Raw genomic sequence first — 24080 nt, 5'->3', positions numbered from 1 at the left:
TGTGTTTAAAAACAATGCTAGGTGACTGTTTGAATGACAATGTTAGGGGCAGAATAGGCCATAAGCATTCTAATATAAAACGATCACTCGGAGAGACTTACGATGCCGTATATCAACACGACAAAGGACATTTGCTTGTATTACGAAAAAAGTGGAAAAGGGAGACCCATTATCTTCATTCATCCCCCTTTAATGGGCCATGTCGTTTTTCATTATCAAAAGATTTTATCCGAACATGCACAGATTATTTTATATGACCAAAGAGGACATGGACGGAGCAGTTATCAACCTTCTCGTTCCCTTGAACGTGTGATTCCGGATCATGTCGCTGATCTTAGAACACTCATTCAAGAACTTCAATTGAAGCAGCCAATCCTTTCCAGTTACTCAAGCGGCGGTTTAATAGCTCTTTCTTATGCACTGACTTTCCCCAATGAGGTTGGTGGAATGATTCTCTCCGGCGGATTTCCTTGTGTCGGCTCAGCAATGCTGTTCATGGAATATCAGCTCGGCGTTCTAATCATGAAAGCGAGCGGCGGTCAAAAGGCTTTGAGTAACCTATTAGCGAATGCCCATAAAATGACCCAAGAAGACAAAAAAATGTTTTACACATATTGTAAAAAAGCTAATGTTCACGCGGTGCTCGATCTATATAAAGCAGGACTGAAAACGGATTTTTCCGCTCAACTTAAGCAATTGGATTTGCTTCCCATGTGGATTGTTTATGGAACACGCGATAAATTTATCAGTAAACACAAAAAGTATTTTGATTTTCTTACAAAAACAGAAATTATTTTTATTGATAAAGCCTTCCATCAAATTCCGACGCACCAACATGAGCAGTTCAATCAGGTCATTCAGCGATTTTTGCTCGACATGAATCAGAAGGCGTGAAAAAGAACAAAGGCAAATCGAGCATTGAAAACGCAATGCAATAATTAGTGCTGCGCGTTTCCTTCGTCATCACTATCGATCCTTTTCTTGTGAGGAGGGATCAAGCAGAATTAAAATAGGTCGAGCTGACTGCTCGACCTATTATTGCTCAGCTTCTCGTTTTCTAAGGTTAAGGCAGCTTGTTGCCCGCCGCTTGATAAATATCGTACCATTCTTGACGAGTGAGCGTAATGTCCGCACCCTTTGCCGATGCAGCAATACGTGATACGTTCGTTGTTCCGAGGATGACTTGCATTTCTGCCGGATGGCGCAGGATCCAGGCAACCGCAATCGCATTGTTACTGACACCATACTTCGTTGCGACCTTATCAATTTCTTTGTTTAATTCAGGAAATTTTGGATTATCGAGGAACACGCCTTCGAAGAATCCATATTGGAATGGAGACCATGCCTGAATGGTTACGTCATTCAGCCGGCAATAATCGAGAATACTGCCATCGCGAACGGAAGCACCGCCAACTGTCATATTCACATTCAATCCCTCGTCTATCATTCCGGTGAACTTGATACTGAGCTGCAACTGGTTAATTTCCAGCGGCTGACGCACTGATTTTTTCAACAGTTCTATTTGATATGGATTCTGGTTGCTGACGCCAAAATGAAGAACTTTCCCTTCAGAGTGGAGCTGATCAAATGCAGCAGCCACTTCTTCAGGTTCAACTAGGGCATCAGGGCGGTGCAGAAGCAGATAATCCACATGATCCGTCTGCAGACGTTGCAGACTAGCGTTTACCGTCTCAAGCAAATGTTCTTTTGAGAAGTCAAACGCTTTATTGTGATCGCCATTGCCGCGAACAATGCCGCACTTCGTCTGCAAAGTGATTTTGTCGCGCAAGCCGGGCTGCTTTGCCAGTACCTTGCCAAACAATGCTTCACATGCGCCGTCCGTGTAAACATCCGCATGATCGAAGAATGTAACACCGTTCTCTAGGTCGGTCTTGATTAGGCGATCTACCGCTTCCTCAGGCATATCTGCGATGCGCATGCATCCCTGAACAACCGCCGATCCCAATTTCTTTTCAGATCCAATTGCGATTTGTTTCAAGATAATTCCCTCCACTATACCGATTATTGAAAAGCCTTTCGCTATTAATCATAGAACGGATAAGCGAGAATTTAAAGTAATAGGACTTGATGAATGAGGCATTGAATGAATCATGATAATTTACATGGCCAAGCTTACCCGGAAAATTGCCATGAAACACAGAAATGGCATGAAAAAAAGGTCGCGGCCTGATGGAGGATATACTGGATCAGACGGTGCAGGGAAAAATAATCCAGAAGAAAATACACGTGCAAAATGATTTACAAAGGATTTCGTGGCTAAAGAATGAAAGGCTCACCAAGCAAGACACAGCACCTTCATACCCAACAATCGATTTGCCATTGATCTTGGGTTAAGACTCAATATATAAATAGTGCTGATCTTTTTGCTTCTTAGATTTCTTTTTTAACTTCGCCAGCTTCTTTGTCAACTCAAATAAGTTCAAAAAATGATCACATGGGACACAGGTACCGGCTATGGATATGGAAACAATGGAAAACGCTTCAACGATTCCTAAACGATTTTCAGTGATGATAAAGCCTCGTTCTCGGTCTTGCTCATTATAATGGTAAAGTACTTTTTCTTGAAAACGTTCACTGACTTTTTCACAGTAATTATCAATAGCTCCTTTATCCATGATGGTGATAAAATCATCGCCGCCAACATGTCCGACGAACTGCCCGCGAGGCAAGTAGAGCATGAGAATGTCGGCAAGCAATTTAATGATCGAATCACCGTTTTCAAAGCCATAGACGTCGTTATATTCCTTGAAATGATTGATATCGATATATAAAACGTTGAACGTCTCGTTTTTTTCGAGTGTTTGCTTCATCTTCTGTTCAATCACCAGATTCCCGGGAAGACCGGTCAACGGGTTCTCGTATTTTGCTTTTATAACCTCTATTTCTGTTGATTTAAGCAGCAGATTTTTAATGGTCACCGTTCCGAAATAGCGATTTTCTTTAGTCACGACAATGAAATCATAGAGCTTGTCCTGAGGTCGCGACATGGCCAGCTTCGAGACTTCGTTAATTGGCGTTCGATAGTCAACCGAAATGAAATCTCGATCCATGAGAACTGAAATCGGCTGATTTTGATAAAGGCTGAATCCGAAGCGCCCGCTTACCTGCATCGTTAATTGAGATCGGGTAATAATACCGACCACTCTATGATTATCAATGACGCAGAGACCGGGAATCGTTCCATCCTTTTTGAATTTTTCCAGCACATGTTCAATCTTCATTTGCATGGTTATGGTTTCAGTGGGATTGCAAATATTTAAAATATAGCCATTGGCATTAGGTTGACCGAATACATTATTTTTCATCTTATGATGGTCAATAATTTCTTTTTTTATGGTTTCATCGATCTCCATAAGCCGTTCGGACGGTCTTTGAAGATAGAACCCTTGTCCATAAGAGACACCGAGATCAATTAAGCTTGTTAATTCAGATAAAGTCTCAATACCTTCGGCAACCAAATGAATGTTAGAAATTCTGCAAAATTCGACGAGTCCCTTGACGAGTGCAAAATTTATACGACCAAGATCAATGTTCTCAATGAGACGTCGATCAAGTTTAACATAGTGCGGGTGGGTGTCCGTAATCAAATTTAGTCCGGAATACATAGCTCCCGCGTCATCAATGGCAACCTGAAAGTGATGCGACTTAAGATCCTGTATCGAAACAGCGAACTGATCCGGATGATTAATGGAACTCCGTTCGGTGACCTCAAAGACAATTTGGCTCGGCTCGAAGGGATAGGAATTCAAAGAATGAGAACTAAATGTCTGAATGAACCGCGGGTCTTGAAGAATAACAGGACTGACGTTCAAAAACAGTTTCTTTATTGGTGGTGAGCCTGCGCATAGATCATAAAATGAGCGCAACGACGTGGAGCGGCACAACGAATCAAGTACGTGTAACCGATTGTGTTCTGCCGCTGCTAAAAACAGCTTTTCCGGATTCGCCAATTCTGTTTCATATGTCACGCGGCTTAATGCCTCATAGCCATGAATCTCACCATTACGCAGAGAGACGATTGGCTGAAAAACAGCTTTTATTTTCTGTTCATTGATAATCTTGTCCAAGTCAGTTACTACTGTATTGTTCATAGACCATCGTACCCGTTCTTTCCCAGTATCTTCTAAATAATTATAACTGAGCAGAAAAGGGATACGTAGGCCATAGAGGTAAAGAATTTGTAAATTTTGTTGTTGTGGTGGGCAGAAGATTTATGTACAGATCATTGCAGATCAAAGAAAAGAGGGATGCAGGTGCCATGGCGTGGAGGCAGATTTTTAGGGGGAAGTCTATATCTCAGAATCTTATGAGAAACGCAATAAAAACAAAAAGAAGCCAATAAGGGAACCAGAGCACGGCGTATAAAGCGATGCCCAGTGCCTCTTTCCAGTTTTTCGGTCTCTGACGGGCAAAGCGATTCATAAACATCATGTAGATTACTGCAGCCAAAATAGCGACCCAAAAGAATCCACCGGAGATTTCTTCCGGTGTAACATGCACAATAGCCGCGACCTGGTATGGACGGAATAACATCATAGTCAGGGCGAACAGCAGAAACCCGTACAGACAGCTGAAGAGATTGAGCTTCAAGAAAGAATGTTGATTCATAAGGTCGCCTCCTAGGTTTCAAGATATCTAATTCCTATTATAAGCAAATAAGATGGATTTACCGCTTGATGTGCTTATGATAGTTCGAAACTTTGATATATAACCTTTACTTGTTAACGTAGTAGCTTTCATGGCGTCACTAATTGGATTTAGGAGAAATAATTATACGAATCATATTGCGAACGCATGATCTTATTCGATATACTTTAATTATGGCAATAAGGCATATGAGCGGATGGCAGTGACACCTTCAGATTGGAGGTGCTGCCCATGACAGTGTATCAAGCACTAATGCTCGCAATTTCTTTTGCGGGACTTATTATAGCGATACTGTCGTTTAAAGAAAGAAAATGATCCGCCTCATATGCCATTGCAGTGGCTGAAGTGGATCAATTTTCATCTTTGATTTACTTATCATGCACTGCTGCCCGCTCAATGCGGACGTTGCCATGCTTGCCATCAGTGTAACAGCACTGACGGCTTTATTAGTGTATGCCAAGGGACACATCACTAAACCATTTAAATACATTATACAATGCAGTCAATTTTATGTCTATTTCCTGGTATAATGTTGTCAAAACAGTCTAATAGTTGCAAGGAAGATAGTCAATGACCCCCAAACTCATCACAAATTCAAATGGACAGACCTTTTTATATGAACTGCAGCAGGCGTTTTCAACCTGCGAGGAGTTCTACTTTAGTGTTGCCTTTATTAACTACAGCGGATTGCAACTGCTGCTTGATAATTTGAAAGAGCTGCGTGATCGTGGCGTTCGTGGAAAGATCATGACATCCACTTATTTGAATTTTACAGAACCCAAAGCACTCAAGAAGATTAAAGCCTTCAATAATATCGACCTGAGAGTTTTTGAGGCTGACAAGGTTCAAGGCTTTCATAGCAAGGTTTATATTTTTAAGAATAAAGATATGTATACAGTTATGATCGGCTCATCGAACATTACGCAGAGTGCTCTGAAGAGCAATGTTGAGTGGAATGTGTCGACAGTGTCCACGAGGCAGAACCCATTTCTGGAAAAAGCCATTAAGGAATACAAAGAGTTGTGGGCGCAATGTACCGTTGCAGATGATCTGTTCTTGCAGAAATACGAGAAGTTTATTGAAGGATTGAAAGCTCAGGTTGCGGTTGCTCGTGAGCCATCCTTTAACAGCTACGGGAATGCTGAGATGCAGCGGATCGTTCCGAATATGATGCAACAGCAGGCGATTGATAATCTTGAGCGGCTAAGAAGCCATGGCGAAACGCGAGCACTCGTCATTTCTGCGACGGGTACAGGGAAAACGTACATGTCAGCGTTTGACGTTCAAAAGGTTCAGCCCAAGACAATGCTTTTCATCGTGCACCGTGAAGAGATTCTAACGAAGGCAAAAGAGACTTTTGAACGACTGCTCGGTCGCGGCAATCAAATGGGCATGTACACTGGAAATAGCAAAGACTACCAAGAGAAGAATTATCTTTTTACAACGATCCAAACCATCAAGGATCATTATAGCGAGTTTCCTGCTGATTACTTCGACTATATTATTATTGACGAGGCGCACCATGCAACAGCTTCAACGTATACACGCGTACTGGATTATTTTGAACCGAAATTTTTACTGGGAATGACGGCTACTCCGGAACGCTGTGACCGTGGTGATATCTTCGGTTTATTTGATAACAATATTGCGCTTGAAGTTCGACTCAATGAAGCATTAGAGGAAGATTTGGTTCTGCCTTTTCATTACTTCGGCATTTCAGATGTGGATGGTGTGGATCTTTCTGATGTCTCCATCGATGATGTGGCGGAGGTTGCAAAGCGGCTCAAAGTGAATGAGCGCGTCGATTTTATTATCGACAAAATGAATTTTTACGGCTATGACGGAGAAAAGTGTAAGTGTCTGGGTTATTGTGTAACCAAGGATCATGCCCAATATATGGCCGATGAATTCAATAAACGCGGTATTGTCAGCACCTATTTAACTGGGGATGACAAGCAGTCTAAGCGCCAAGAAATGGTCCGCAGACTTGAAAATGATGACGATCCGTTGCAAGTCATTTTTACGGTCAACATTTTTAACGAAGGCATCGATATTCCGTCTGTAAATTTAGTTTTGATGCTACGCCCAACCAATTCACCGATTATCTTCATGCAGCAGCTTGGTCGTGGCTTGCGAAAATATGAAGGACAATCCTTTTTAACAGTTCTCGATTTTATCGGCAATCACAGCAAAACTTTTCTTATTGCGATTGCATTAAGCGGAAAACGCTTCTATGACAAGGACAGCTTAAAGGTTGCAGTTCATCGCGGTTTCCCGGATCTCCCAGGCGCGACTCATATTCAGATGGATCGAATTTCGCAGCAACGAATCATTGACCAATTAAATCAAGAGAATTTCCGTGCGATGAAATATTTGAAGGAAGAGTATCTTGAATTTAAGAAACAATTTGTTGCTGGGGCAGAAGATCGAACCATTCCCTACTACTTATTAGACTATGCAAAATTCGAAAATGCCCCTGATCCAATTAAGTTTATTAATAATAAGAAAACCTATCTTGCTTTTCTTGCGGCTGTTGAAAAAACGGATGAGCTAAAAAAATTGGCGAATGAAGAGCCATTCAACACTGTGCTGCGACAGCTATCTTCTGATCTTCCTATAAAACGTCCCTATGAATTTTGTATTTTACGTTCATTGATGACTCATAAAACCGTGTCGTGGGAACAGGCAAAAAATGAAGTTCAGAAATTATTAGAATCCATAAATGAAGAGACGCTTGATCATGCGTTTGAACATCTGAATCAAACCTATGATGATCAAGGGCAGAAATCACGAGAAGTAAAATTGGGAAGCTATGACCGCGAAGGTAAGTTTTTGAAACGGTCGGAAACTTTGGATAGGATCTGTGAAAATGAGGAGCACAAGGCTTACATTCTTGATGTGCTTAATTATGGAATTTATCGTTATGAGAAGATGTTTGGACATGAGAATTATAAAATCCCATTTCTAAAACTATATGAGCAGTATTCAATGGTGGAATCTGCTTTACTATCTAATTATAGAAAAATACTCAGTTCATTCCGAGGATCCGGCACAATCAAAAATGGAAATGACTACTATCTGTTTATTGATCTTCACAAAGATGAGGGGATTAAGGAGAGCATCAACTATCAAGATCATTTTATTAGCCCCTCGCTTTTTCAGTGGGAGACGCCTAATACAAATAGTCAGGATACAACTCAAGGTCATCGAATTATAAATAATAAAAAATATGGAATAAATCTGTACCTATTTGTGCGGAAATTCAAGACTATAGAGAAAAATATCTCTGAACCCTATATTTATATCGGAACAGGAGATGTGGTTAAATATAGCGGGAACAAACCAATTACTACTGAGATTGCTTTGCATCATGAAGTGCCGATGCCGCTGTATCAAGAATTTACGACGAAGGTATAAAAGGATTCTATTAATCTGTTATAATTTGGTAAGGTAATAGATGAAGTATGTGAGTGGATCGGTGACGCCCTGATGATTGGGGGTGGCGCTTATGACAACATTTCAAGTACTGACACTCATGATTTCCTTTGGAATGTTAGTGCTGATGTTGTCAAGAAACAAAAAATGATCCGTCTCATATCTCTCCACAGATAGCTGAAACGGATCATTTCAATTGATTCAGTTCATGCACTGATTCCGCTCAATGCGGATATTGCCTAGCTCAAGCCGTCCGAGGTGATTGCGTCACTTCGGACGGTATTATTTTACGTATTTCCTGTCTTTATTATACACATTTTTCGAATAAAATAAAAAGACTATTACATGCTCTCTTTTACAAGTCGTTCCACTGTTGCGACATCGGCCGGTGCCCATTTTAGCGAATCAAGATTTTCTCTTTTTAACCAAATGAGCTTGGAATGTTCATGTGCGGTTGGGAACCCCTCTACAAGTTTGCATGTAATGGCAGTCAAATCAATGGAGAATGTATCGTAGTCGTGATGACTGGTGAGAAAAATGTCTTTAGCCTCAATCGAGCATTTTAATTCTTCATTAATTTCGCGTTCAATAGCTTCTGCAGGTGTTTCGCCTTCTTGAACTTTGCCGCCGGGAAATTCCCAACGGTTTGGGATCGACATTCTTGGCGAACGCAGAGCACATAAAATTTCCTCATTTTCGTTCACTAGTATTGCCGCAACAACAGACAATGTTTTACGCATCAAATCACCTCAAATCAAATTCATACATGTAGATTATACATGATTCTTCATTATGAAAATGAATGGTGCAGCGAAAAGCGCTGCACCACTAACCCCGATTACATGGCGCATTTCTCATTGAACAGACGCACCGATGCTCTTCAAAATAATGCGAACGATCTCTAATGGCTCTTTATGATCGGTAGTCAATCTAATTGTTGCTGATTGTTCATAGGCTTTTTCTCGTTCGTAATGAAGCTCAATCAGCTTCTTCTTGTCTAGTGATTGAAAGAGCGGTCTGTTTTGATCCCCGTGCAGTCGATCAATAATCACTTCTGGAGATGCTTTTAAATACACGACAGGGACGCCGGAATTTATTAATAATCGGCGATTGATGGGGCGGACAGGTGTACCTCCGCCGGTGGACAGAATGCCCTCGCGCTTGAACGCTTCGGCAAGCATTTCCGATTCCAATGAACGAAAGTATGCTTCCCCGTGTTCCGTGAAAATTTGTTTAATAGATTTACCCTCATGTGCGACGATGAGTGCGTCTAAATCGAGATGGGGACAATTCAGATGCTTTGCCAAGAGCTGTCCGACAGTTGTTTTGCCGCTCCCCATAAAGCCGACAAGTATGCTGTGTACCATAATTTATTCACCTCGCACTACGGACAGCCCATGCTGGATAAGTTCGCATTTTGCATCCGCAAGATCATTTTGGTTGGAAAAGGTCAACTGAAGAACGCCATTAATTTCTTCTCTGATTTCCAAAATATGAATGTTGATTAAGTTGATTTTTGCCTCTGCCAAAACGCGCGTCACTTCGGCGACTGCACCCACTTGGTCGGGAATGTTCACGAACAAGTCATAGAAATTAGGTGCATGACTTGAAGCTTGAGCATTGATGCTGTCTCGGGTAATTTTGGCACGCCGAAAGTAGTTTCGAATGGCAGAACGATCTGATGAATGGAGTGCCTCTTTGACATGCTTCAAAAGCTCGCTGAACGTGTTGATTTTGTCAATCAGTATCTGACGATTACTTAAGAGTATGTCTGTCCACATGTCCGGATCGGAGGACGCGATCCGTGTGATGCTTCGAAATCCACCGGCAGCTAGTTTCAAAGATAAAGTCGAGCCGCTGAATTCGTTCTGCGCCATGTTGACTAATCCTGCTGCGATAATATGAGGCAAGTGGCTGATCTGAGCGACAATTTGGTCATGCTGCTGCGCTGAAACAAGTTGCCATTTGACATTCAAGCCGGATAGTAATGCCTGCAGTTCATCCACCGCTTTTTGTACGTGTTGATCGATGAGCGTATCGGAAATTAAGAAGTAGTAAGCACTCTGAAAAAGATCAGCTCTCGCTGCTGTAATCGTTGTTTTATGTGAACCGGCCATTGGGTGGCCGCCAATAAAATGAATGCCTCGATCGACAAATAAGGATGATTTAGCCATGATTTGCTTTTTTGTACTGCCGACATCAGTAATGATGACTTCCGGATTCAGCTGCATCTGTGCCAGCTGCTCCATGTGTTTTAGGATGATGGAGACCGGTGCTGTTAAAAGAATGATGTCTGCTTTTTCGGCACAGCCTTGCAGCTGTGTAAAGCCGTCATCAATGATCCCTTTTTCTTTTGCGTGCGTCAATGAACGGTGATTGATGTCGACACCGATGATTTTATGCTCCGGCCACTGCTGCCTAATCGCTAAGGCGATGGAGCCGCCGATGAGCCCCAAGCCGTCGATGACAATTGTTTTCATCATAAAGCAGCCCTGCTTGATGGAATGAGTTGATTCAGATCAGCGAAGAAATCGGGATAGGAGATATTGATTGCTGATTCATTGGCGAGGGTCAGATCGCTTTTAACAAGTAAGGCAGCTACTGCCAGCATCATGCCAATTCGATGATCTCCGTGCGAGTCCACCTGATCGGTTTCCTGCGGAGCAAGTCGTGTTCCGCCTTGAATGATCATCCCGTCAGGAAGTTCCGTAATTTCTGCGCCAAGCGTTCGTAGTTCGGCAGCCACAACGGTGATACGATCTGTTTCTTTAACGCGCAGTTCTTCAGCTCCGGTTATTTTCGTTGTTCCCTCAGCCTGAGTCGCCAAGAGAGCGATCAGAGGCAGTTCATCAATGACGCTTGGAATGTCATCGCTCGTAATCTCAATCGCACGCAGAGACGCACTCCGTATGTGCAGGTCACCTGAAGGTTCTGCATGAGTTGAACGATTCTGAATGGTGATATTCGCTCCCATTCGCTTCAGGACACGAAGAAAACCGGTACGGGTCGGGTTCAGTCCGACATTATGGAGCGTAATCGCACTGTGCGGCACGAGGGTGCCAGCAGCAATGAAAAATGCGGCCGATGACAGATCTCCAGGTACCCTAATGGGCTGACCGATAAGCTTCGGTTTTCCAGCTACCTTTAGTGTCAGCCCTTGCTTTTCAATTTGTCCGCCGAATGCGCTTAGCATAAGTTCGGTATGATCGCGAGTTTGCTGCTTTTCAATAATGGTTGATGTCTTGTTTGCACACAGTCCTGCTAAGATCAGCGCACTTTTTACCTGAGCGCTGGCGACCGGCAGGCGGTAGTCAACGGGATTGAGATTCGGTGAACCGTAAACCGTGATTGGCAATCTTCCGTCCTCCGTCACTTTGAACCGCGCGCCTAGTTGGCTGAGCGGTTCGGTGACCCGTTTCATGGGTCGCCTGCTTAGTGACTGGTCGCCAAATAATTCTGTGGTGAAGGGCTGCCCACTCAATAATCCGAGCATCAGCCGCGTTGTGGTTCCTGAGTTGCCCATATTCAACGCATGGTTTGGCTGCCGAAGTCCATTTAATCCGACGCCATGCACCAGGACACGATCTTTTGTCCGTTCAATCGATACGCCCATATCCCCAAATGCCTGCATGGTTCTCAGGCAGTCCTCAGAGGAAAGAAAATGAGTGATTTCCGTGTCGCCGGTGCTGATTGCACCGAAAAAGATGCTTCGATGGGAAATACTTTTATCCCCGGGTACCTCAAGTGCGCCTTGAAGTCCTTGTTGCTGATTCGTTCTTAGGGTTTTCATGTGATCACCTGTTTTTTCAAAATTTGATAGAGACACCAGACCATGTCCGGCGTGTAGGTGCGCTCAACTTTTTCATCGTCCCCCAATTGGACATTTTTTTGATTGGTAATGACATAGCGTGCCTGGGCATCCTTGTAGTTTTGATACGCCAAATACTTACTGTCGGTATAATGAATCACAGCTTCATCTTGAATGGAGCGTAGATAGTTCTTCATCAAGGCGGCGGTTGATGGATGCGTATAGGCGGCATTCGTGTTTGGTTTCAGGCGCCGTATCAGTACGAGCGGATCAAGTGCATAGCGAAAGCACGTGACAAGCTTCAATTGATCCAAGTAGGTATAGTGAATGTCCGCCCAATCAAGCTGTTCATGACATGACTTAAATGCAGCGGGAATCATAAAATAATCGCCTTGATAGTCATTAAAATGCTCAATAATACTTTCAAAACAATCATGAAGCTCAATCTGGATGTCACCAGGATGCTCATTCAGATAATACTGCGCAGCACGACAGCTGTCCGTTGCTTCAGGTCCCAGAGTATGAATGATCACCGGCGTGGTCTCCTTAATATTTTTTCAACTCATCACAATAATCGAGATACTGTTTTTTCAAACGTTCCATGCTCGCGCAATCAAAGGTGTCCAAAATGATTTTGCATAGCTCGATTGCGACGACGGCTTCAATGACAAGCGATGCCGGGACGATGGCCGTGACATCAGAGCGTTCGATACTGGCTTTATGTTCCTCTTTTGTATCAATAGCGACACTGTGCAAAGGCTTGTAAAGCGTAGGTATAGGCTTCATGGCTGCGTTAATAATCAGTGGCATTCCGTTCGTCATGCCGCCTTCAAATCCGCCGAGATGATCGCTGCTTCGGTACCAGCCTTGATCTTGATTCCAATAGATGGGATCCATCACTTGACTGCCTGGTTTTGTACCCAAGTCAAAGCCGTCGCCAAAGCTCACACCTTTGAACGCATTAATACCGATAACCGCCGCTGCTATTTTGGCATCCAGTTTCTCGTTCCATGAGGTATAGCTTCCCAATCCGGCCGGAACATTTTTGGCAATGACACGGACGATGCCACCCAATGTGTCTCCTGCCTTTTTGGTTTGATCAATAAACTCATGAATAGCCTCAACCTTATCCTGATTGACGATACGAAGATCATTGCGGCTGATTTCCTGTTCAATTTGATCAGGAGTTAAAAGCTGATCAATGTCTGCTTCAATGGGACCAATTTGCCGAACATAACCGGCGATTTGGATGCCCAGCTCATTCAGAAGCTGCGTGCAGACAGCACCGATAGCTACGCGCATCGCTGTTTCGCGGGCGGAAGAGCGCTCAAGCACATTGCGCAGATCCCGGTGTCCGTATTTCATGCCGCCAACCAGATCAGCATGACCGGGGCGCGGGTTTTTCACTTCACGCAGGTTCGTTTCCGGATCGGGCTTATGGACCGGATCCATAATTTCACTCCAGTGTTTGTGATCAATGTTGGCAATGGTTAATGTAATTGGTGAACCTAAGGTGATACTGTGGCGCACGCCGGAAGTAATCTTGACCTGGTCTTTTTCGATCTTCTGGCGATAACCGCGTCCGTAGCCTTTTTGCCGTTCACTTAGTTTCTGATTGATCTTTTCAATGGACAAGTGGAGTCCGGCTGGGAACCCTTCAATGATTCCTGTTAATTGCGGACCGTGCGACTCTCCTGCTGTAAAATAAATCATTTAACTCTTCCTTTCTCCTGCAAGTTCGTTTGGCATTGCTTTGAATTCGTTAAGATGGTTTGGAAAATTTCATGATAATGGTCACGGTTCTCATGATCTTTTACGTGCTGATCAATCCTCGAAATAATTTCTTTCTCCCGAAAAGAATCTAAGACCCGCTGACCTTGTTTCATCTTTTTCATTCCGATCGACTTGGCAAGCTTGAATCGCCATTGAAGTAATTTAATAATCCAGTAATCGATAAAATTAATTTGGCTGCGCTCCGTCTCGTAACCCGCTTGGTCATTGGAAAGAGAGAGCAGTCGATGACCGATGATCCAGAGAACTAAAGAAAACGACGCGATCACAAGGTCGCTGCGCAAGGCGTATGCCGTTCCAACATTGGACAGCATGCCGGTGAAAATAGGCACGGTGAATGATGCGATGCTTCCGAAAGAAAAAAAGATTGCTGTAACACGTCCTTTAGCGTGAGGAAACATGGAACTGAAAATAGTCAAACCAACCTGCATAATGCCTCCCGCTGCCGTGACACCGAAGAAAAAGGATGCAACGGTGACTGATAGATGGTTGGGTGAAAAACAGACGATTAAAAGAAAGAGCAGCGAGAGACTGTTCATAATGACCATTAACGTGCCATCTTTGATCAGCGCGCTTTTTAGAATAGTAAAGACCAGCAAAACGCCGACAATCGATCCGATGCTGTAAAGCGACAGTAGAAAATGCGCCTGCATATTGCTCATATGCAATACATCAATTCCGTAGAGTGTGATCCATTGGGTAAAGAGAATCATCAAGGCCATTGATGTATATCCGTATAAAGATAAAATGGCGACTAAACTGATCTTTGATTTTGAAAGCTTTCCATTAGAAAATAAATGATGCTGCGCGGTTTTCTCAGGTTTTGACTGCATTGGAAATTGCGAGCGACTGATCAGCACGGCATTGATCAGTAGGAGTGCTGCCGCAAAAATAAAGCTTAATCCGTACCAGCCGCCCAGATTTTCATTCAGGCCGATGTATAGAGGCAGAACAAACTCTCCGATTGACATCGCGGCTTTAATGAGAATGTTATCCGCTCCATTATTGCGGTTCATTTCCAAAAAAGTTGGGTAGGTCCCCGAGTCAAGGGCTGAGTTCGCCACCCCGGCGAGGATCGCAAGTAAGTAAGCCACTTTAAAGTCCTTGGTCAAAAGGATCCCGATGAAAAAGATGGAGTAGCTGATCATCCCGAAGATAATAATTTTTTTACGGCCGTAGCGGTCCGACAGGCTGCCAAGAAGATAGTAGGCAAGCAGTCGGCCTATTCCGACTCCGGAAATAACGTAGGAGACGGTTGCGATTGATGTGCCCCATTCGCTGCTGAGCGGTCTCATATTTTGCGTTAAAATTAATAGTCCGATGCCATGGACGAAGTAGTTCAGGAACAAAGAAATACTTAGTCTCATTTTATTTGATTTCGTCAATGTGTTCATGCCCCATTTCCCCCAAAAAAAATGTTAAAAAAATAACCAGTTAGATGATTAATCTAACTGGTTACGAATTTTCGTCAGGAAAATAAAAAGATCCGGATTGTAATGGCAACCAATTAGATTTAATCTTACGCATCTAGTTGGTCAGACCAAAACAGCTTCCCAACTCTAGATACTTACGCGTTTGCGTTCGTATCCAGAGCGGATACGAACTATCTAAAGTAGTAATAGAAGCCATTAAAGTATGATTGAGCCAATTGCAACTTTTTCATTTTATTTTTCCTCTCGATTAGGTTAGGTATCATTTAATCACTGTCATCCGCTTTTGTCAATGCAAGATTTACTTACAGATGAGTTACAAATAACCAGTACAGAGATTAGCGAAAAAAAATTCACCTTTTTGAGATGCATATAAATGTTATAATTTACAAAAAAAGCTAACTTGGAGAGAGTCCATCATGCGCGAACAATTGCAACAAATCCTCGATAATTTTTATCAAAATCATGACTTTTCCGGGACTGTCCTCGTGAAAAAAGCAGACAGAGTCCTTTTTTCGGATGCCTGCGGAATGGCACATCGTGGTTTTCAGGTGCCGAATCAGTTGGATACAAAATTCGATACAGCATCGATAACCAAAGTATTTACGGCGGTTGCGGTTTTGCTCTTAGTTGAAAAAGGGCAACTGAATCTGAGTGATCATATCGTTGATCTCATTGATCTCGAGGGAACCGAAATTCCTCAGGATGTGACGATTGAACATTTGCTGACGCATACGTCTGGTATTGCCGATGATGCGGATGAGGAAGCAGGCGAGGACTATGCCGAATTATTTCGTGATAAGCCGAACTATTCAATTCGGAACACTTCTAATTTTCTGCCTCAATTCGCCTACAAGAAACCACTATTCCAGGCAGGTACGGATACGCGCTATAACAATTGCGCATTTGTTCTTTTGGGACTGGCTATTGAGAAAGTGTCAGGCATGAACTATCGCCAGTTCGTCATGGAACGGATTGTCGAACCATGCGGACTTGAGCGTACTCGTTTCTGCGCGATGGACGAGGTTAACGAAAACACGGCTGAGGGCTATGTTGCATGCGAGGATGAGGATAGCCACATTGTTGAATGGAAAAAGAATATTTACTCGTATCCGCCGATTGGTTCTCCGGACGGAGGTATTTATTCAACGGTTGCTGAATTGGACACGTTTCTCCGAACACTACATTCAGGCGAATTGTTATCACCAAAAATGGCGAGCCTTTTGTTTCAGCCACATTGCGCGTTCGAGAAACCGTTCAGAAAATGGAAGCCGGAACTGAATGCAACCATCACGACTGGTTATGGATTCGAATTTGTCACGATCGACCGGAAAATCTTTTGTGTGCGCAAGGATGGGATGATCGACGGCGTGGCGGCGATGCTGTCCTATTATCCGGAAACCGATGTTTCCATTGTGATTCTCAGCAATCAGGACAGCAATATCTGGGCGATGCACCGGGAAATGCAGACTTTATTGTATGATAACCGTTGTCTCAATTAATGATTGATGTGCTTAACCTCTTGTCAAAAAGTAAAAAGGTAATGTATTATCTATATATATAATACATTACCTTTTTTTGTATAGGAGAAGAAAAATGCAGTTTAAAAAAATTGATTCTATGCCTGATCAGCAGTTCTTGTTTGGCTTTATTTTTGTCGCGGCGAACCGGATTGATACGCTGCTTCAACATGAATTTAAACGATTTGATGTGACGACAAAGCAATGGTTTTTGTCCGTTGTCATCGACAACCTATTCGACGAGGCGCCGACCGTTAAAGAGGCGGCAAGAGAAATGGGAAGTTCACATCAAAATGTGAAGCAGATTGCTCTGAAACTGGAGGAGAAGGGGTTGCTTGTTCTTGAAAAAGATCAAAATGACGCGCGCGTGACTCGCCTTAAGCTGACCAAGCGCAGCATGGATTTTTGGAGTGATTTGAGAAATGAGGGACTCGTGTTTACTCAAGCATTATTCAAAGGAGTAGCTGATGAAGAGTTACACACGGCAAGAAGGGTCATGAGACAAGTAATCAAGAATATGATCGAGATGGAACAGGGGGAACAATAATGAAACAAACGGATAAAGGCGTTTTGTTCTTCACAGTGCCTGTTGTTATTTTAATGGTGATCACCTCGTGCTTCGGCATCTTACATTCAGCCACTTATGCAAAAGAGACCATTGCCTGGTATGCACAGACAATTGGCCAAGATTTTTCGAATTTATTTGTTGTTGCTCCCTTGTTATTCTTTTCTTCCATTTTTGCTTCGAAAGGAAGCAGAGTCGGCATCCTTATCTGGCTTGGAGCAATGATTACCAACATATATTCTTTTGCGATTTACTGCTTTGCGCTTCACTTTAATTCCCTGTTTCTTTTTTATTGTGCAATCCTTGGTTTGTCCATCTATTCTGTCTTATATTTTTTTTACAGGAATATAAAGGTTTCTTTTAAGTCTTGGTTTGGAAAACTTGTCCCTGTAAAATCAGTTGGAATTTTTCTTATTATGATTGCTTTGGTATTTGCAATGGTGTGGCTGTCGGATGCACTGCCGGCAATACTGACGGACAAGACGCCTGAGAGTATCACAAAAGCAGGACTTTTATCAAATCCGGTGCACGCACTTGATTTTTCGTTTTATCTGCCGCTTATGATTCTGGCCGGAGTCCTTCTCATTAAGAAGAGATCGATTGGATACATCTTAGCTCCGCCAATGATTCTTTTTGCGGCAATGACGGCAATGAATATCGTTTCGCTTATGATTGTCTCCATGTGGTTTCTAAAAGTGAATACTTTGCCACCGATTATCATTTTCTCTGGCTTGACCTTGACTTGTCTCTTTTTCTTTTCGGCGATGCTGCGACAGTTAGAGGAGGAAGAACAGCGTACGCTTAGTTAGGCTGCAGGATCACCATATGGCTGTCTAGGCATAAAGTTTCTGTAGCGTTACTTGTACCACTTCAAGGCTTGCTTGAATGCAGGCTTTCTTTTTCCAAGTGAACTTCTTTAGGGAGATGCGCGGAGGCGCTCGGTACTTTTCGCGGCGCGACATTGATCATGTCGGATGAATACAGCGCGAAGGAGATGCTGCCGCCATATTTATGTGCGCGGATCAGGATTGGCTGGTTGTATGTATTCTTAAAGCGAAAATCCGGCCCATACCAGCTGACAGTGGCGTCACGTCCGGATGGAACATATGGGACACGGCGGCTGTGGGAATAACGTTCCACAATCTTGAGCCCTGCACGATCGGCAGCATTAAAAAGGGTGGAGGATACTTGGCAGATCCCGCCACCTACTCCCTCGGAAAATTCCCCGCGGACGATGATCGGTGCGGAGCGATAGCCCTTCTGTTTTGTTCGCATGCCGACCGTCTGATTGAACGAGAATATCTCGTTAGGGAAGACGACATGGTTGTCGAGGGCCTTCGCTGCCAAATCAATATTGTGCGCACGACTTTCATTCCCTGCATTAAAAAAGGTGGCATAGCTGCTGATTCGCTGCACGCGAATGTGGGCGAGCAGTTCCGCATCTACCTTTGGATAATCTTTAATTAACGGGGCGTGCATTTTTGCATGGCCATGGCCATAATAATAGCGATAAAAATGGTTTTTGAATGCGGAACGATACAGCTTATGTCCATTTTTCCCCGGAACAATGGCACCTTGATCATTAATTTTAGCGTTCACCGGTGCCTGATCGACCTTTTGAGCAATGTGATCGACTAAATGATCGTATTTGTCTTGATTTAGAAGAGAAGCAAATGGATAGGTAAACTCTGTTCGATTAACCGTGGCAATCGTGTCTCCGTGGTACATAATTAATAAATTGCCAGCAATGCTTTGCGGTTGAGCAAAGAGCAGAATGCCTGCCAACATCAGTAGTCGCATAGTGAGCGCACCTCCCGAGGTTAGTATGAGCGCTTTTCCGCTTTTTAGCCTCAATCATCTGCCGGAGAGGACTGCTTAATCGCCTTAATAAAGCGCAGGACTCCTTCAGCTATATTTTCCACTTGATTGCAGGCAAAGCTCAAGCGTACAAATCGAGGATGGGCACCATACACGGTTCCGGGCACAATGAGCACTCCTTGCTTGATACATGCCTCAAGCAGTTTTGTGTCGGAGACATTTGGCGTGCAGCGGCACCACAAATGATAACCGCCTTTTGGCACCGTAAAGCTGAGTATTTCCCCACAATGGGTAGACAAGACGTCAACCATTGCTCTTCTTCGCTGCTCAAGCAAATGCCTCAGCCGTTCAACCTGTCTCTCCCACGTGTTCGAGCGCAGATAATGTTCAGCGATTTGCTGAGTTATGATGTCTGAACCATGATCCATTTGATACTTGGCTTCACGCAGCCGTTTCAGCACGGGTTCGGGCGCGACGATCCATCCGATACGCAGTCCCGGTGCAACGGTTTTTGACAAACTTCCGATATAGATCACGCGTTCGTGTGAGGCATCTAGAGAAAATAATGGTTGCGGACTTTGGGTCTCACCGCTCAACTCGAGCGAGCGATAAGCATCGTCTTCAACAATGGGCACACGCCACTTTTCGCAAATGGTGAGCACTTCTTTTCTTCGTCTTTCAGTTAACGTTCGTCCGGTCGGGTTTTGATACGTTGGATTTAGGAAAAGCATTTTGATTGAACGCGTACTGAACAAAAGCTCCAATTCACCAGGAATGAGTCCATCATCATCCATTTGTACCCCGTACATGCGCAGTCCGGCCGAATGGAACAGGGGCAATGAATAAAAATAAGAAGGACTTTCAACAGCGATTGCCTCGCCGGGATTTAAGAGGCATTGGGTGATGAGCAGCAGCGCCTGCTGCGCACCTGAAGTCACCAGGATACCCGACGGATCGGTATTCATTTTAAATTGTGTGTCCATGAATTGATGAAGCGCTGTTCTAAGCGGTTCATAGCCGTTAGGATCGGGATAACCAAGCGAACCGTTGAATGGAAGCTCTTTGCAGATCTGTTTAAGTATTGAAATGGGGTAATCCTCTTGAGTCAGTTCGCTGGATGACAAATTGATCCCCAATTTTTGCTGCTTTGCTTCAGCGAGCCGTTGCACAATTGGCAGTGTCGGAAGAAAGGTTCCGCCATTCGCATAGTCCTGCCAGTTTGGGAGATGAAGTGGACGCACGCCCCATTGTTCCTGAGTGACACAAGTCCCGCTTCCCTTAATTGATGTCACAATGCCGCAGGAACGCAAAAGGTCGTAGGCATGAACCACTGTCGTACGATTGACACCGATCTGTATGGCCAACTTTCGTTCTGCAGGGAGTTTATCCCCTGGGCGAAGGATTCCTTTCAGTATGTCCTGCTCAAAATGACGGGCAATTTGCTGATAAACAGGCAGTCGATTTGTGTTGTCCGGATGAAAGGTCATAACAGTCTCCTCATTAAATTGGATGGCCTTTTAAGGATCCAATTGGATGTTTTCATTAGAATAGCATAGTTCTATTCTTTCTGTAAGAGGTGATCGATGATGTATCGTCCAAAGCATTTTGCGATGACTGATGAAAACGCTATGTTCTCAGTCGTTGAGAAAAACAGTTTTGCCACTTTGATTTCCGTGCAGGAAGGTGCACCGTGTGCCACACATTTGCCATTGATTTTGGACCGGAAGGCAGGTGTGCTGTACGGACATTTTGCACGAGCAAATACACAATGGAAAAGCATTGCCGCACAGGAGGCACTTGCCATATTTCATGGACCGCATTGCTACATCTCTCCTTCATGGTATGAAACTGAGCAGGCGGTGCCGACTTGGAACTATGTGGCGGTGCACGTTTATGGGAAGGTAGAGATCATCAGTGATCCTACTGAAATCATGACTGTGATGAAACTAATGACGATGAACTATGAAGATGAGCACCGGCCATATCGTGTTGATGAAGTTTCACCTGCGATGATCAGCGGACTTTTAAGAGGAATCGTTGCTTTCAAAGTGTCTATTGATCGAATGGAAGGAAAATGCAAGCTGAGCCAAAATCATTCTCAAGAGAGGAGAAAACGAGTGGTCGACCACTTAAAAAAGAGTCCTCATGAAGCAGAACATTTGATTGCTGAGTTGATGGAGGAAGATTTGAACTAAGTCCCAGGACTCAAATTATGTCTCAGGAACGTATTGACGAAGTCATAATGGTTCAAGAGACTGATTTTTTCACTCATGTGCTGTGCATATCGGGTGCTTTTTTTGTTTGGGCAGAAGTTGATCATGTTTTAATTTACATTAAATAAATTTTATCGTAAGCTTACTAATAAAATGAACTATTGCTATTTTCTGAAAATAACAGAATATACGTCATTAGATGTGCTGCTTATGCCTAGCATAGCGATCAACATGGAATGGATCAGGCGGTTGGTCCGATAGTTTCTCCCACATCATCCCATTAAAATGATAGTGTTCATCCTTTTGTGCGTGAAAGATTCACACGGCCCTGAATAGATCAACATGTGTACAGTTTAGCCAAAATTAAATGAAAAAGAGGAGACATTTATGGAAAACAAGTCTGAAAGCTCTATGGCAGTAGATGTCGCAATTGATGACGAATCAAGGCTGTCTATTTCGGTGCAGGTTGCAAGTACATTAACAAGCTGGAGACAAAGGCGTCATCGTGTGATTAACATTCAACTTTTTCAAAATCCGGGCAACCTGCCTTTGCACGCGGCTGATCAACCGGAAAGTTCGGAATTTCGAAATGAAGACGGGGAGCTGGATTTTTCCTTACCGCTTCGTCAAGAAAAGCAATCCATAAGTATTCCACAGGCGGCAATGCCATCATTTACGTATGGCGATTTGATCAATCTCAGAATTAGTTTGGAAAATAAAGTAACCGGAGAAGTGCTCAGTTATGAATCCGTAGATTTTCTGGTAACGAAAAGCGGTTTGCTTGATTTCTTTTCGCATCAGCGTATGCGTGATTATCTCAAAACCGAGCAGCGGACAGAGGTTCAATTGGCTAAAATTGATTATTGGATCAGCAGGAATGCGGATAATGATAAAGTGGTGAACATGGGAGTCGCTCTTCTAAAAGAGCTGGCAACACACGGTTCCTATGAAGCGGCAGATAGGCTTGCAGAACTGTACAGCGACAGTCGCTTTACGATCCATAATAAAAGTGAAGCTGAAAAATGGAAGAATCATTCAATAAAAAACCTGCCTAAAAAAAACGAGACGCAAGCACAGTCTGACACGACTAAGAAATTGCCTGCTCAAATCAGTGATGAGTCTTCGTTAAAAACATGTGAAAAATGGGCGGGAAACGGCGACAAAGAAGCTCAGTTTATGATTTATGCATACAGCTGCCTGCCTGAAGGATCTTCGTACAATGGCAGCCGTGCTTTTACCTATGTGAAAGCAGCAGCGGAAAGCGGATTTGATAAGGCGGTCAGAGCTTTGGCAGGCGCGTACGAGAAGAATTTGATCTTTATTTCAATTGAGGACGCGCAAGAATATTTAGGCATTCTGAAGATGGCAGCAAAGAAAAAGCAGTCTCTTGCGGAGTATTTACTTTTTCGTATTTCATATGAAGGCCAATGCTTAGGTCAACCGGTGGAGGGAAACAGAAAGGATGCTTATGCATGGCTGCTTTCCTCCGCGGAGCATGGCGGTATTAATGCTGCCTTTGATCTATGGCACTATTTTGAACAGGGAAATGAGTTTTTAATGGACCAAGAAAAAGCGCTAAAATGGCTGATCTTTGCCGCGGATCATGGCCTTGCAAAAGCAAAGACGCGACTTGGGGATCTTTACATAGATGGACATTATTTGGACAAGGATGATCACAAAGGCATTGCTTATCTAAAAGAAGCATCTGATCAGAAAGATTGGGAAGCTCAGATGAAGCAATATGAAGGCTTTTATGAGGGACGCTACAAAGATATTCTATGCGAAAAGAATCAGACAAAGGCACTTAAACTGTTAAAGTCCTTTGCTCAGTCAGGAAATCCAAGGGCATGTGTTTTGATTATGGATAAATATGAACAGGGCAATGAGATGATGATGGACCACCGTGAAGCAGTAACTTACTTAAGAGCTGCTGCAAAAAGTGGCGATGCACCAGCAATGTACAGGTACGCTAATGTGCTGCTCGACGGATTTTATGTTTCTGCTGATTTGGCTGAAGCAAAGCACTTAATTGAAACATCGGCAGCGCTGAATTATCCAGAAGCACAATTTGCGCTGTATCACTACTATTTTTCCGGATATAAGTCATTACGTAATGATAAAATCAATAAAGAACGTGCCTATCAATGGCTGTTAAAGGCTGCAAGAACAGTGCCTTCTGCACAATACGAGCTATGGGTGCTCAGCAAAAAGGACGGTGCAGAAGATCGGATCATTACAGACAAGCGCGCAGTTGAATATCTCTTCCGCAGTGCCGCACAAAAATACAGCCCTGCTCTATTTCAGATTGGTATGGCATTCGGATCCGGTTCTGATATCGAACCAAATCCGGAGCGCGGCTTGTGTCTTATTGAAGAGGCAGCAGGTCTTCATCATCCGGAAGCAGTCTACGAACTTGCACAGATTCGTCTGCGCGGTTCGTTCGGTGGACAGGAAGTGGCAAAGGACGAAAATCAAGGCCTGCATCTTCTTTTATTATCAGCAGAACTCGGCTATCCGCTCGCTTGTAAACAAGTAGGAGAATGGTATGCGAAGGGACTGCTTTCAAACGAATCCGAATTGTGGGTTCGGCAGATTGTTCAAGCAGCGATTGATGCCGGACTTACTTTGGATGAGCACGCATCGCCTCTATTGAAGCAGGAGGCTGCGAGTACTGAATGAAACAGTGCGAAGATGCCATTAAAAAAGCCATTTAAACAGGTTTCCTATATGGGAACCTGTATTTTTTTGCAGTAAATGAAGGCTCACTCACTTGTTTTTGGTTAAGTGAAGGCAGGTTTGCACAAAATTGATAAGAGAAAAGGATATGGTTTC

At 43.5% G+C, this 24080-nt stretch carries 21 protein-coding genes; 9 read left to right on the top strand and 12 right to left on the bottom strand.

The annotated features are described in order from the left end of the window. Positions 1–102 precede the first annotated feature (102 nt). The gene (locus AC1MBV_RS14600; RefSeq protein ID WP_255749130.1) at positions 103–894 is read left to right on the top strand and encodes an alpha/beta fold hydrolase; all 792 of its coding nucleotides are present in this window, start codon (positions 103–105) and stop codon (positions 892–894) included. A 169-nt stretch (positions 895–1063) separates the two neighbouring features. Here the strand turns inward: AC1MBV_RS14600 and AC1MBV_RS14595 are convergent, their stop codons facing one another. From AC1MBV_RS14595 to AC1MBV_RS14585, 3 genes are all read right to left on the bottom strand, one after another. Next, the gene (locus AC1MBV_RS14595; RefSeq protein ID WP_255749129.1) at positions 1064–1999 is read right to left on the bottom strand and encodes an aldo/keto reductase; all 936 of its coding nucleotides are present in this window, start codon (positions 1997–1999) and stop codon (positions 1064–1066) included. A 352-nt stretch (positions 2000–2351) separates the two neighbouring features. Then, on the bottom strand, positions 2352–4112 hold the full coding sequence (locus AC1MBV_RS14590) for an EAL domain-containing protein (protein WP_480948607.1): 1761 nt from the start codon (positions 4110–4112) through the stop codon (positions 2352–2354). Positions 4113–4317: 205 nt separating this feature from the next. After that, positions 4318–4629 (bottom strand): hypothetical protein, encoded by a 312-nt coding sequence (locus AC1MBV_RS14585; protein ID WP_255749127.1) that lies wholly within the window; start codon positions 4627–4629, stop codon positions 4318–4320. A gap of 270 nt (positions 4630–4899) precedes the next feature. On the opposite strand from AC1MBV_RS14585, the gene AC1MBV_RS14580 reads away from it, so the two are divergent. From AC1MBV_RS14580 to AC1MBV_RS14570, 3 genes are all read left to right on the top strand, one after another. Next, positions 4900–4983, top strand: a complete 84-nt coding sequence (locus AC1MBV_RS14580; RefSeq protein WP_353958626.1) for a putative holin-like toxin — start codon at positions 4900–4902, stop codon at positions 4981–4983. 255 nt (positions 4984–5238) lie between these two features. Then, positions 5239–8085, top strand: coding sequence for a DEAD/DEAH box helicase (locus AC1MBV_RS14575; protein ID WP_480948606.1), 2847 nt, complete (start codon positions 5239–5241; stop codon positions 8083–8085). A gap of 91 nt (positions 8086–8176) precedes the next feature. Further along, positions 8177–8254: a putative holin-like toxin gene (locus AC1MBV_RS14570; RefSeq protein ID WP_370646115.1), complete on the top strand. Its 78-nt coding sequence runs from the start codon at positions 8177–8179 to the stop codon at positions 8252–8254. Between the two features lie 190 nt (positions 8255–8444). On the opposite strand, the gene AC1MBV_RS14565 is transcribed toward AC1MBV_RS14570, so the two are convergent. From AC1MBV_RS14565 to AC1MBV_RS14535, 7 genes are all read right to left on the bottom strand, one after another. Then, positions 8445–8843 carry a (deoxy)nucleoside triphosphate pyrophosphohydrolase gene (locus tag AC1MBV_RS14565; RefSeq protein ID WP_480948605.1) on the bottom strand — a complete coding sequence of 133 codons (399 nt, stop codon included), beginning with the start codon at positions 8841–8843 and terminating at the stop codon, positions 8445–8447. Between the two features lie 114 nt (positions 8844–8957). After that, entirely contained in the window at positions 8958–9470 is a 513-nt protein-coding gene (locus AC1MBV_RS14560) for a shikimate kinase (RefSeq protein ID WP_480948604.1), read from the bottom strand. A 3-nt stretch (positions 9471–9473) separates the two neighbouring features. Continuing rightward, positions 9474–10586 carry a prephenate dehydrogenase gene (locus AC1MBV_RS14555; protein ID WP_480948603.1) on the bottom strand — a complete coding sequence of 371 codons (1113 nt, stop codon included), beginning with the start codon at positions 10584–10586 and terminating at the stop codon, positions 9474–9476. Beyond that, positions 10583–11893 carry a 3-phosphoshikimate 1-carboxyvinyltransferase gene (aroA, locus tag AC1MBV_RS14550; protein ID WP_255748911.1) on the bottom strand — a complete coding sequence of 437 codons (1311 nt, stop codon included), beginning with the start codon at positions 11891–11893 and terminating at the stop codon, positions 10583–10585. The genes AC1MBV_RS14555 and aroA overlap by 4 nt, the downstream gene beginning before the upstream one ends. Beyond that, entirely contained in the window at positions 11890–12444 is a 555-nt protein-coding gene (locus tag AC1MBV_RS14545; RefSeq protein WP_255748910.1) for a hypothetical protein, read from the bottom strand. Before AC1MBV_RS14545 ends, aroA begins: the two co-directional genes overlap by 4 nt. A 13-nt stretch (positions 12445–12457) precedes the next feature. After that, the gene (gene aroC, locus AC1MBV_RS14540; protein WP_480948602.1) at positions 12458–13624 is read right to left on the bottom strand and encodes a chorismate synthase; all 1167 of its coding nucleotides are present in this window, start codon (positions 13622–13624) and stop codon (positions 12458–12460) included. Continuing rightward, entirely contained in the window at positions 13621–15096 is a 1476-nt protein-coding gene (locus AC1MBV_RS14535) for an MFS transporter (protein WP_480948601.1), read from the bottom strand. The genes aroC and AC1MBV_RS14535 overlap by 4 nt, the downstream gene beginning before the upstream one ends. A gap of 455 nt (positions 15097–15551) precedes the next feature. On the opposite strand from AC1MBV_RS14535, the gene AC1MBV_RS14530 reads away from it, so the two are divergent. The 3 genes from AC1MBV_RS14530 to AC1MBV_RS14520 all read left to right on the top strand — a co-directional run bounded on the left by AC1MBV_RS14530 (position 15552) and on the right by AC1MBV_RS14520 (position 18026). After that, positions 15552–16634, top strand: a complete 1083-nt coding sequence (locus AC1MBV_RS14530; protein ID WP_480948600.1) for a serine hydrolase domain-containing protein — start codon at positions 15552–15554, stop codon at positions 16632–16634. A 94-nt stretch (positions 16635–16728) separates the two neighbouring features. After that, positions 16729–17199: a MarR family winged helix-turn-helix transcriptional regulator gene (locus AC1MBV_RS14525; RefSeq protein WP_480948599.1), complete on the top strand. Its 471-nt coding sequence runs from the start codon at positions 16729–16731 to the stop codon at positions 17197–17199. Further along, a complete protein-coding gene (locus AC1MBV_RS14520) occupies positions 17199–18026 on the top strand; it encodes a hypothetical protein (RefSeq protein WP_480948598.1) in 828 nt (275 codons plus the stop codon). Before AC1MBV_RS14525 ends, AC1MBV_RS14520 begins: the two co-directional genes overlap by 1 nt. A 61-nt stretch (positions 18027–18087) precedes the next feature. Here the strand turns inward: AC1MBV_RS14520 and AC1MBV_RS14515 are convergent, their stop codons facing one another. Together AC1MBV_RS14515 and AC1MBV_RS14510 are read right to left on the bottom strand one after the other, a co-directional pair. Continuing rightward, positions 18088–19017 (bottom strand): VanW family protein, encoded by a 930-nt coding sequence (locus tag AC1MBV_RS14515; protein ID WP_255748904.1) that lies wholly within the window; start codon positions 19015–19017, stop codon positions 18088–18090. 50 nt (positions 19018–19067) lie between these two features. After that, positions 19068–20522 (bottom strand): aminotransferase-like domain-containing protein, encoded by a 1455-nt coding sequence (locus tag AC1MBV_RS14510; protein ID WP_480948597.1) that lies wholly within the window; start codon positions 20520–20522, stop codon positions 19068–19070. A 99-nt stretch (positions 20523–20621) separates the two neighbouring features. On the opposite strand from AC1MBV_RS14510, the gene AC1MBV_RS14505 reads away from it, so the two are divergent. Together AC1MBV_RS14505 and AC1MBV_RS14500 are read left to right on the top strand one after the other, a co-directional pair. Continuing rightward, positions 20622–21230, top strand: a complete 609-nt coding sequence (locus AC1MBV_RS14505) for an FMN-binding negative transcriptional regulator (protein WP_480948596.1) — start codon at positions 20622–20624, stop codon at positions 21228–21230. A 405-nt stretch (positions 21231–21635) separates the two neighbouring features. Continuing rightward, on the top strand, positions 21636–23927 hold the full coding sequence (locus AC1MBV_RS14500) for a tetratricopeptide repeat protein (protein WP_480948595.1): 2292 nt from the start codon (positions 21636–21638) through the stop codon (positions 23925–23927). Positions 23928–24080 lie beyond the last annotated feature (153 nt).

This window comes from Sporolactobacillus sp. PKPK-6 (genome assembly GCF_056678885.1).
The sequence above is the reverse complement of the archived record's forward strand: the minus strand, read 5'-3'. Positions and strand labels throughout refer to the sequence as shown.